The sequence below is a fragment of the Moorena sp. SIO4E2 genome, assembly GCF_010671945.1.
Lineage (GTDB): Bacteria > Cyanobacteriota > Cyanobacteriia > Cyanobacteriales > Coleofasciculaceae > Moorena > Moorena producens.
The window spans coordinates 1-11,240 of sequence record NZ_JAAHIE010000221.1; the positions used below are offsets into that span (position 1 = coordinate 1).

General features: G+C 44.3%; 10 protein-coding genes. 6 read left to right on the forward strand and 4 right to left on the reverse strand.

All coding sequences use genetic code 11. The features are described 5' to 3' along the window. Positions 1-454 precede the first annotated feature (454 nt). Positions 455-646 (forward strand): hypothetical protein, encoded by a 192-nt coding sequence (locus F6K37_RS21095; protein WP_131827021.1) that lies wholly within the window; start codon positions 455-457, stop codon positions 644-646. A 12-nt stretch (positions 647-658) separates the two neighbouring features. Here the strand turns inward: F6K37_RS21095 and crtH are convergent, their stop codons facing one another. Then, the gene (gene crtH, locus F6K37_RS21100) at positions 659-2,209 is read right to left on the reverse strand and encodes a carotenoid isomerase (protein WP_287251936.1); all 1,551 of its coding nucleotides are present in this window, start codon (positions 2,207-2,209) and stop codon (positions 659-661) included. Positions 2,210-2,887: 678 nt separating this feature from the next. Here crtH and upp point away from each other — a divergent pair. The 3 genes from upp to F6K37_RS21115 all read left to right on the forward strand — a co-directional run bounded on the left by upp (position 2,888) and on the right by F6K37_RS21115 (position 4,547). Further along, a complete protein-coding gene (gene upp / locus F6K37_RS21105) occupies positions 2,888-3,538 on the forward strand; it encodes a uracil phosphoribosyltransferase (protein ID WP_008179696.1) in 651 nt (216 codons plus the stop codon). A gap of 296 nt (positions 3,539-3,834) precedes the next feature. Then, positions 3,835-4,170, forward strand: a complete 336-nt coding sequence (locus F6K37_RS21110) for a ssl2009 family thylakoid membrane protein (RefSeq protein WP_008179694.1) — start codon at positions 3,835-3,837, stop codon at positions 4,168-4,170. 128 nt (positions 4,171-4,298) lie between these two features. Beyond that, positions 4,299-4,547, forward strand: a complete 249-nt coding sequence (locus F6K37_RS21115; protein ID WP_008179693.1) for a YggT family protein — start codon at positions 4,299-4,301, stop codon at positions 4,545-4,547. 245 nt (positions 4,548-4,792) lie between these two features. On the opposite strand, the gene F6K37_RS21120 is transcribed toward F6K37_RS21115, so the two are convergent. Together F6K37_RS21120 and F6K37_RS21125 are read right to left on the reverse strand one after the other, a co-directional pair. Further along, the gene (locus F6K37_RS21120; protein ID WP_287251939.1) at positions 4,793-5,233 is read right to left on the reverse strand and encodes a hypothetical protein; all 441 of its coding nucleotides are present in this window, start codon (positions 5,231-5,233) and stop codon (positions 4,793-4,795) included. Positions 5,234-5,385: 152 nt separating this feature from the next. Next, positions 5,386-6,666, reverse strand: coding sequence for an urease accessory protein UreH domain-containing protein (locus tag F6K37_RS21125; protein ID WP_008179691.1), 1,281 nt, complete (start codon positions 6,664-6,666; stop codon positions 5,386-5,388). A 139-nt stretch (positions 6,667-6,805) separates the two neighbouring features. On the opposite strand from F6K37_RS21125, the gene F6K37_RS21130 reads away from it, so the two are divergent. After that, on the forward strand, positions 6,806-7,453 hold the full coding sequence (locus F6K37_RS21130) for a hypothetical protein (RefSeq protein ID WP_287251941.1): 648 nt from the start codon (positions 6,806-6,808) through the stop codon (positions 7,451-7,453). Between the two features lie 18 nt (positions 7,454-7,471). On the opposite strand, the gene F6K37_RS21135 is transcribed toward F6K37_RS21130, so the two are convergent. Then, a complete protein-coding gene (locus F6K37_RS21135) occupies positions 7,472-7,924 on the reverse strand; it encodes a MerR family transcriptional regulator (protein WP_287251943.1) in 453 nt (150 codons plus the stop codon). 252 nt (positions 7,925-8,176) lie between these two features. Here F6K37_RS21135 and map point away from each other — a divergent pair, with 252 nt between their 5' ends. Beyond that, entirely contained in the window at positions 8,177-9,013 is an 837-nt protein-coding gene (map, locus tag F6K37_RS21140) for a type I methionyl aminopeptidase (RefSeq protein ID WP_287251945.1), read from the forward strand. The last annotated feature ends 2,227 nt before the right edge of the window (positions 9,014-11,240 follow it).

An 11,240-nucleotide genomic window follows, 5' to 3' on the forward strand; every position in this document is an offset into this window, starting at 1 on the left:
GTTTCATTCTAAATTGCAATATTTTATGCATTTACGAGGATACGTCTTTTCAGCCTTCGATAATTCCGGTTAGTGATGGCTGAAAGACTGTAAACTCGTTACCTAGATCCAGAATGAAATAACCCTGGGAGGGTGGGGAGATGGGGGAGATTTTTATTAAAGGTAATTGTCATAAAATGATATTAGCTTTCTATTGCCGAAGAGTGTTTTTGCACAAGTGAGATGCACCCAGGGAATAGGGAAACAGAAGGAGGTTTGGGAACTGTGGCGAGTGTGATCTGATTGGCGTTTGAATACTTATAGCCCTTTGCAGATAAGTTAATTATGAAAATGGGACAAAAAAGATAAATTCCACTTCTTAATTGGCAATAATAAATAACTTAGATTGGATGCCAATTGCTCTATTCCCTGTTCCGGTGAACCGCTGTTCCCTGTTCTATAAAAAACCATAAATATGTACTTAACAAAGTCGCAAACCGCTATATTTTATAGCGATTCTCATATTAATGACGTACACAGGATTTTTTCCCTATTGCCTATTGCTAGCTTGCCTATTGCTAGCTTGCCTGTTCCCTATTGCCTATTGCTAGCTTGCCTATTGCTAGCTTGCCTGTTCCCTATTGCCTATTCCCCCGCTGTTCCCTAAGAAGCATTCTACCTAGAATCCCAAATCCACAGCAATACGGTGAGCACAAGCAAATCCCGAAAACGCTACTGCATTTAAACCTTGCCCCGGAAAGGTGCTATCCCCAACACAATAAAGCCCTGGAATCGCAGTCCGATTAAACGGCATTCCCAACAATCCCATTAATTTGCGGCGGGGAATTGGCCCATAGGTTCCATCCATACGGTTCAAAAATCGTCGATGACTGCGTGGTGTTCCCACCTCCATGTAATCCAATCCAGCATCTAAGCCAGGAAAAATCCTCTCCAGTCGCTCAATTAAGCCTCCAGCTGCCTCTTCCTTCTTATGTTCGTACTGACGAGGGGATAACCCTTGCCAATCTTCCATCCAGCTCGGGGTAAAGGTGTGGAAAACATGATAGCCTTCTGGCGCTAAATTGGGATCAAGCAAGGTAGGAATCGAAACAAAAATAGTCCCCTCCGCATCCTCCATATTTTCCCAGTCTTCTAGGACAATATGGTGACACTCTGTACCAGGTGGTAAAACATCTGCCTTTACCCCTAAATGTAAACTCAAGAAACCCGGTGATTTCTGATAACGCTGTTGCCATTTCCGCTCAACTCTTGGCATTTGGTCAGCTGGCAGCAATTTCTCAAATGTATCCCAACGGGTAGCATTGGAAACAATTCGTTTTGCTCGATACTCTTTACCATTGACTAGCTGGACACCCACTGCCTTGCCCTTTTCCAGCAGAATTTTCCCCACTCGAGCTTTATAAAGAATCTGACCTCCAGCTTTCTCCAATCCCTCCACTAGTTTTTGGGCGATTTTTCCTACACCTCCTACCGGATAATTAATCCCACCGTAATGTCGGTCAGAAAACACCATACCAGCATTAATCATCGGTGTTTTGTCAGCAGGTACCACAGACCAGCAATAACATTCCATGTCTATAAATTTCAGCAACTCAAGGTCGCTAATATACTTACGAGCAATGTCTCCCACATTTTGGGGTAGGTACTTCACTAAACCCAAACAAGCCAAGGGATGCTGGAAAAATACTCTGGTCAAATAGCCAAGTTCTTCCAAGGACAGTAAGTCCATCGCATTCAGGCAATTAAAGACCTTCCAGCATTCATCGTAAAATTTGCGAATCCCTTGGCGTTGGTCAGGGAAGTGAGCAGTAAGTTCTTGCAAAAAATTCTCATACTCTCGATGGACTTTTAGCTCTAGACCACCAGGGAGATGATAGTGAATCTGTACTGGATCTGGAATTGTTTCCAGACTGACATTGACAGCCTCAAGGGCTCGGGTAAGTAGATTGGTTGTCCCCTTGGTGCCAAACCCAAAAATCATTGATGCTCCCACATCAAAGCGATACCCCTCTCGCTCGAAGTAACCCGAACTACCACCAGGAATGATATAGCTTTCTAGCACCAGCACACTCGCTCCCTTTGCTGCCAACTGAGTTGCGGTTACTAGCCCCCCAATACCAGAGCCAATCACAATAGTATCAAATACCGATTGATTGGAAATGGTATGGGATTGATTGCTTGATGGGCAAGGTTGGGATCCAGCAGTCATGGAATTAGCAATTTAAATAGATTAACTGATGGATCTGAGTTTAGCGTTTCTTGTTGAGATAGGAGTTCATTACCAATGCAAAAAAAAAAGTGGGCACCAGCCTGCTGCTGCGTACCGGTCCCACCCGCCTATCCTTAATGAGAGGAGAACACTTATTACTACTATAAGCTTGTTGATAAAAAATGTTAACATTTAGGGAGCCATTTTCCCGAAAAGGGGAGTGTCGGGAGTGTCGGGAGTGTTAGGTAACCATCCACCGGGGAGGCTAACAAGCAGCCTTGTTAGCCTTACTGGGTGTGGGCGAACCTGTAAGGAAAACTTTTTGGGAACTAAGGCAATCATTACACCAGGGTCCCCCGCCCCAGCCCACACCCGGTGACCCCCTCAGATGTATATCTGAGCTGACGGGGTTTTTTTGCTTGTAATTGACGACTTAACAGTATTATTGGCATAGTTACAAGGATCAGCAAACCCTTTGAGTGCTGTCTCTATTTTGACAACTTGTATAGGGTTTGCTTGAATCAAGCAAACACTCCTTAATACTGTGTTCATCAATGTAAAACTTGAAACTATCATCAACTAGATTAAGACTTGTGGTTATTCCGAAAAACCCTACTGCCCAATTCCTCTAACACTACCTAATTTGTTTATCACTAATTCTTATAGTTACTAGCTGTTATGACTCTCCAACTACGTGTCTATGTTCCACCCCATCCCCTAGTTAAGCACTGGCTAGGGGTTGCCCGTGATGCCTCGACACCACCTCCATTGTTCAAAAGCGCTATGACCGAGTTGGGACGCTGGTTGACCTATGAAGCAATGCGGGATTGGTTGCCGAATGAAGAACTAACAGTGCAAACTCCCCTAGCTCCGTGCAAGGTAACTATGGTGAATCCAGAAGTACCCATAGTAGTTGTGCCAATTTTGCGGGCTGGACTAGCGCTCTTAGATGGAGCCCAAACTTTGCTGCCCTTGGCATCGGTTTATCACCTTGGTCTGGTCAGAAATGAGGAAACCTTACAAGCCAATTTTTACCTGAACACCTTACCCAATCAGTTTGACCCAAATACACGAGTCCTAGTTCTCGACCCGATGCTGGCTACTGGTGGCACAATGATGTTGGCAATGTCAGAACTTAAAAAACGAGGCGCAACACCAGATTTAACACGGATTATTAGCGTGGTAGCAGCACCACCAGCCTTACAAAAGTTGGGGGCAGATTATCCTAGTTTGACCATCTACACTGGCATGATTGATGAGGAAGTCAATGGTAAGGGATATATAGTACCAGGCTTGGGTGATGCAGGCGATCGCGCTTTTGGAACTTGACCGAAACCGCGACAAGCCCCTATTACCCTGACAGACTTAGACAGCAAATCCAATTGATAGTAGAGGTGTTGCCTGGAACACCTCTACCTAGACTTCCTGATCATGGTTCCAAGGTTCACATTCCCGGTTCGCTCACCAGACCGGGCTTTCAAAGCTTTGTCTAAAACGCTTCCGATACGATATTATGAATTAAGGGCTGGTAGCAAACCCCTTGTCTAATCAGCAAGATCCTCTCAAACTTGATGGGTTAATCTGGATAAAAGCTGCATTTTTCAAATCAAGGGCAACAGAGCAACATGAGTCAGCAAGATGGTTTTGCAAGTGGATTCCTGACTGGAGCAGTAGTCGGGGGATTGATAGGTGGATTAATCGGCGCTTTGGTTACTGCTGGTAAAAGTAATCAAAAGGATGAGGAAGATCGGTCTATGTTAAATTCTGAGCGCTCAGACCCTAAGGCAATTAGGGCTAGAAAGCGCGAACTAAAGGCAGAAGCAAGCATTGAAGCGGCACGTCAGAGTTTGGAAGACAAAATTGCCCAGCTCAATTCAGCCATTGACGATGTACGTCAACAAGTCAGCACAGTGAAAGGTACAGCTGAGGCAAATACACATGAACGGGTGCTTGAGCCATGAAATAATTCTGTTTTAGGCATTTTAAAGCTGTACTGCATTGGTCTTCAGGCACAGGGTGATCTAAATCCGTTAAACTTAACATCAAGGCATAACACTCATACAAACTTACTAAGAAAGCTTATAAATCTATGGCTACAGAACTGCTCACCAGCACTCTCCAGAGCTTTATCCAAATCTATCTAGTTCTATTAATTGTCCGAATTCTGTTAACTTGGTTTCAAACAATGGATTGGGCGAATCAGGTCGCTTCTGTCTTAAGTCCAATTACTGACCCTTACCTGAATATTTTCCGTTCCTTCATTCCACCCCTTGGAGGTATAGATTTTTCCCCCATAGTGGCGATTTTTCTTCTACAAATTGTAGCTGGGCTGTTTTAGCATAGCCGTGATCAACAGCTGTAATCAGAATAGTAAGTTCTAATCCTTGTTCACAGTATCAAATTAGCGTGCTCTAAATTTAGCTTATCTAGAATAGGTAAAGGATAAATGGGAAAACGATGCATAGGTGCGACCCGTGGCGAATTAAATTACGGGTCAGGCGCACCTAAGCCGTCTTGGTGAGGTGACCTTACCAAGATGGCGCTGCATCAAGACAGGGGCGACAGCACTTAATCCTGAACCAGTCAACGACCAATTCTGTTCCTAAAACCGGATGCCTTAAAACCCTTAAGGATCAGAGGCGTTTTTACATTAGCAGGAACCGTAACCTGGATTTCAAAATCACTGGTTCCTGGTTCCACTTCATCAATTAACCCCACGCGACCCCGATTTGGGAAGGTATTATTGCCATTGGCATCCAAGATACGACCAAAAACATCAGCATCAAACACCTTTCTGCCAGTGGGATTCTTGGCTTTACCCTTGATCAGATAGCAACTAGCCTGCCTAGCCGAACCCCCACCACTGATCACCCTGCCTTTCCCAATTTCTAAGGGACACTCCTGGGAAGACAAGTTGGAGAGTTTAATGCGGATCACAGCCAACGCAGGGGGAGCAAATGCCGAGCTGATCACCCAAATCAGACAAGCTACAGCAGTAGCAGTTAACCAATTTCGAAATCCCATAAAGCCAACAAAAAATCAACCTTATAGCTACTTTACATGTAAATTGGATAGGGTTTAGCTTGAAGCAGAGAAAATATTGTTAACTATAGGTAATACTGAATAGCTAACACTGAAGTGGATGGGTCAAAAGCTCAGTGTAAAATCAGTAACCATTACCAAGATTTGGGGGGAAGGTAGAACTTTTCTAGGGATAACCCTGACCAAACAATACGCGATCGCACTAGCAAAACTCCTAAGGTAATTATTCCCAAACTGACAGCTCTGAGATGGTTGTTTCCAGTCAAAGCTAACTGTCCCAGGTAGCTCGAACCAATCATCACGGCATGAATTGCAGCTAGGACTAAAGCAGGGATACTCAATAAATGAATCCGTCGCCAAAGCTTGCCCAAACCCTTCTGTAAGTGGTCAAAACTCGTGAGAGCCGCTGGGGTAATCAACACGAGGGCTAAAATTCCTGCTAACAGACCCCACTTATGCTGCGGTAGCATAAACCCCATAGCATCTAACTTCCAGTTCAAGGCATGGTCTAGCCTAAAAAATGTATGAGCGATCGCCAACACAAATGCCCCCACTCCTAAAGCCCGACGATAGCGTAACAGCCCAGCCCACAAACGACTAATCGGACGAGCAATCAAAGCTAACATCAGTAACAGCAGCGCCCCATGACCGGTGTAATCCACCATAGCATCGGTACGGAGAAGGGTTAAAATACCAATCGTGAGGGTAACCCAGCCTCCTAGGCGAAACAGCTGGCTGCGCTTGCTAACACTGAGTCTAGATGCAGATACACCCACTCCTAGCATCATGGGCATCGTTCCCAGTCCAAAGGCCAGCATCGTTGCTGCTCCCCACCAAAGATTACCCATTTCCGCTGCTTTAATCTGAGCAGCATACAGGAATCCACAAGGCATCAAACCCCAGACTCCTCCTAAAAGGGCTGGTGTCCACCACTGAGATTCCCCAGACAATTTAGTCATCGCGACCGTCAGCCGTTGATGCCCAATCCCTTTAGATAGGGGGTGTAATAGGGGCAGACGGGGAATCCAATCGGGTTTAAGCTGCACACAGCCAAACCAAATAAGCATTAAACCAGTCAGAATTGCCATGGCTTGGCGCAATCCACTGCCAATCCCAGCCAACTGACCACTAGCAATCAAGACCGAACCCATACCCCCAAGTGCAGCTCCGACAAGAGCATAACTAATTGTTCGTCCTAGGTTAAGGAGACTATGAAAACCCAGCTGATGGAGCCACTTTGGAGACTTTTCCTGCTGCTGAGATAGGGAAAACGCCACTGTCAGAGGTCCACACATTGCCACACAGTGACCAAAACTGCCCAGAAACCCTAGGGTCATGACCAGCAGCAAATCTAAAACCATTCCGTGCTTATGTTCCTTAGCTATAAGACTATGGTAAATATTATCATCAGCCATTCATCCTTATTGTGAACTTATAGCAATTTATAATCAAAAGATTCATGTGTGATCTTCGATATCCTCTGTATCTCCGGCATTTTCTGGTTAGGAGCTAAGAGCATCTTTGAAGAAATCTTAGCATTAAGAGTTAACCCCCATGACCATTCAACTGCGATCCCACATTTCCTCTACTGAAAACTCAGCACTCAGAACTGAGCAGTATTTTCCGATAATTTCTCACAACATTAAAACCTCTGCCGATGTCGGTGCTACCTTCCACATTGAACCCAATCACAATCCTCGCGCTAGAGAACCTGCTCTAGCATGGTTTGCCCTTACTCGCCAAGGGGGACAACTCATTCCCCTAGAGCAATGTGACTGTCAATTAGTGGTTTATTCTAAATCCTCATCAGACCAAGGGAATTCCCCTATCCTTGAGCCACAGCTCAAAGCTATATCAGCTGAAAAATACCTTGGTATTCCTGGAGCTGATCTAGTCTTTCCTAAAGCGGGAGTCTATGAGTTAGTCTTAAGCGGTACTCCTAAATCAGGAGCTAGTTTTAAGCCATTTGAGATCAAGTACGACGTTACAGTCACTCCTGGGAAAAAAACTGCGACTGTGCCAAGTCCTACCACTGAACCTGAATTTAACCAGCACTCAGAATCCTTTTCAGAATCCTTCGAGGATACTGCACCATCAGAGCCTCAATTATTACAGTGGTGGTTGCCCATAGGGATTTTTGCCTTACTCATCCTAGGTATAGGAAGTGTGTTGTTATGGAAAAAGGCAACCGGAAAAAAGTAAATATAACCCTACCTTCTACTAGGCAGTGGCGGGAAAACTACCACCGATAAAGTGAATATCACTAAAGGTTTCGATCCACAGACGAGCACCACAATCAAGAGGGTGATCCGGTTGATACACAATCCGACACGGACCAAGAATTTCGACCTGGTTGCCGTATAGATTGTTGCCGCTTCGTTTCACTGAAATCACTGGCTGACGCTCTTCGGGACGTTTAGTTTTGTTGCTACCAATGCGATTGCGATTGACATTGATCTTAGCTAGAGCCGGAGGACGACTTTTACGCCACTTGCCCTTTGGGCCACGGCTGCCCTTGATGATTTGCGGTAAATGATTGAACAGAGGAATAATCCAGAATTTGCCGCTTTTATAGGCACCCCGGACGCGACCGTCTTGGAGGAGTTGTCTCAATCGTCTAGAAGATATTCCTAACAGAGATGCTGCTTCAGTAGTACAAACGCACTTGTTCATCAGTTAACTCTAAACTTGATTTGATTAACTATTCCGACATATGTAGTATAATGAAAATCGACCATTAATGTCAAGTTGTGCTTAACTGGAATAACTTTTTGTTGAAAGAGGGGATTTATCCTATTCTTAGTGAAGTGTTGGGATCCATCCTGCTAGGAATTTTTACTCAATAGAGCTAGGAACCGAAAATAGAAAGAAAATCGAAAGATATAATAATTCTTTAATAATTCTTAATTAACTAATAATTATCAAATGAACATTCTAAGTAACCTGCTTTCAGGAGTCACTAATCCCTCTAATCCCTCCCGTCCCAAGAAAAAACGCCGACGGATTGAAATCAAATCTGAGCGTGAAATTGAGATCATGCGGCAGGCGGCAACTATTGTGGCAACAGTACTCAAAGAAATTTCTGAAATGGTTGAGCCAGGAATGAGCACAGCGGATTTAGATACCTATGCCGAAAAGCGGATCCGTCAGATGGGAGCAACCCCAAGTTTCAAAGGCTACTACGGCTTTCCTGGGTCGATCTGCAGCTGCCTTAATCACGAAGTAGTTCATGGTATTCCTAGTGCCAAGAAAGTAATTTGCAGTGGTGATGTGTTGAAAGTTGATACAGGTGCCTACTATCAGGGATTTCACGGAGACTCATGCATTACTATTCCGATTGAAGAGGTTAAACCAGAAGCGAGTCAATTAATTCGGGTGGCAAATGAAACCCTCTACAAGGGCATCGAACAGGTTAAAGCAGGGAAGTACTTGTTAGACATTGCTGGTGCGATTGAAGACCATGCCCAAACTTATGGCTATAGTATCGTGGAGGATTATACGGGTCATGGTGTGGGGCGAAATTTACACGAAGACCCCTCAGTGTTCAACTTCCGCACCCGGGAATTGCCGAATGTCAAGCTGCGTGCTGGGATGACTTTGGCGATTGAGCCAATTTTGAATGCTGGTACTAAGTTCACACGCACCCTATCTGACCGTTGGACAGTCGTTACGGTCGATAATTCTCTATCCGCTCAGTTTGAACATACTGTTTTGGTAACAACTGATGGCTACGAAATCTTGACTGACCGTACCAAGGTCTAACTATAGCGTTACTTATGAACTAGTGAAAGACTTGCTGGCACATGGAACTTATCAGTGGGTAGTCGGTATGCGTGAATAGAGGAGCATCTCCTACTCCAGGGGAAATGGTCTAGGTGTACCATTTTCTCCCAAGCCATAGCTATTGCTTACCAGATTAGGTATGATATATTGGGTTGGGACTATTTCTAAAAACTACCAAATTTCTGGCTGTTAACAGCCGGGATACTTGATCGCAAGTAAGCGCGAAGTTTTAAAACCCAGTCTCGTCAGAGCTGGGATTAAAAACGATTAACGCGCTAATTTATTTGGCACTCAGTCTTTTCTGAGCAATCATCATCACCCAATCAATGTAGCCTTATAATAAGGAAGTTTCCTCTAGGCGGTGAGAGCATCCACATCGCAACCCCACTCAGAAAAGTAAATGGGTGAAAAATATTGTTGGACGGTGCTTCTAGTAACTAGTTACATAGACCGCAATCTATCTACTGCTAAAAAACTCCCGATCAGATCTCAGGGGTGTTGATCAGGTTGCATCTAATTTCTTTCTTCTTAGTTACTTTACTAATCTCCGGAACTATGACCAATCAAATAGTCGAAAAAATTGCCGGAATGTCTCTGGTAACTATTAGCTTTGATAGGGATTCGACAGCTGTTTCAAAAGAAAACCCCCAAACCGTTGAGCCTAGGGGTAATTATCAGGGTGCATCTACCATTTATTTCTTCTGATTGATGGGATTGATATCCGGAAAGATGACTACTAAATGGCTAACAAAACCCACGGGATAAATTTGCTCTTAGCCAACAGCCAGTTGAGAAGCTGATGGCAACATCTACAGGTGCGACCCGTGGCGAATTTAATTCGCCAACGGCAAGCGCACCTAAAAAAGAAAACCCCCGAACCGTGAGCTTCAGGGGTAATTATTAGGGTGCATCTACCATTTATTTCTTCTGATTGATGGGATTGATATCCGGAAGGATTACTAGTCAATTTACTAGTCAATCAATCACAAAACCCACGGGATAAATATGCTCTTAGCCAACAGCCAGCTGAGGCGGTGATGGCAACATCTACAGGTGCGACCCGTGGCGAATTTAATTCGCCAACGGCAAGCGCACCTAAAAAAAAAAATCCCCCGAACCGTGAGCTTCAGGGGTAATTATCAGGGTGCATCTACCATTTCTTTCTTCTGATTGATGGGATTGATATCCGGAAGGATTACTAGTCAATTTACTAGTCAATCAATCACAAAACCCACGGGATAAATTTGCTCTTAGCCAACAGCCAGCTGAGGAGCTGATGACAACATCTACAGGTGCGACCCGTGGCGAATTTAATTCTTAATCCGGAAAGCGCACCTAAAAAAAAATCCCCCGAACCGTGAGCTTCAGGGGTAATTATCAGGGTGCATCTACCATTTCTTTCTTCTGATTGATGGGATTGATATCCGGAAGGATTACTAGTCAATTTACTAGTCAATCAATCACAAAACCCACGGGATAAATTTACTCTTAGCCAACAGCCAGCTGAGGAGCTGATGGCAACATCTACCAAAAAAAATCCCCCGAACCGTGAGCTTCAGGGGTAATTATTAGGGTGCATCTACCATTTATTTCTTCTGAGTGATGTTACTGAAATCCGGAAGCTAAGGTATGGCTAAAGATTCTATATGATTGCTAAACCTAGAGAGGACTTTACTTTTAGCTGACAGCCAAGTTATGGTCTATGGCAGCATCTACCAAAGAAAACCCCCGAACCGTGAGCTTCGGGGGTAATTATTAGGGTGCATCTACCATTTCTTTCTTCTGAGTTACTTCTCCACTATCCGGAAGGTTTAGCAGGGGATGATTGACGACTAGCGGCAAGACCGTTCCTCGAAAGTTGTATTAATTATCAATAGACCCCTAGAGAAAACCCCGGAAACTGGAGCTCCGGGGATAATTATCAGGGTTCATCTACCATGCTTTTATTCTAAGTGATTTTACTGATATTTTAACACATATTTTTATTGACATATATAAATAGATGTGTTAATGAAGTTCTATAACAGTAAGTCAGTTGACGCTCTAGGTATAGCAGAAGTCATTTGTCAGAAGTCATTTGTCAGAAGTCAAACTCTTGCGCTTCTTGATGCAATAGCGAGTGGGGGAAACCCCCAAGACCGCTTAGGTGCGCTTGACCTTGGCGAATTAAATTCGCCACGGGTCGCACCTCTGCATCGCTTACAAA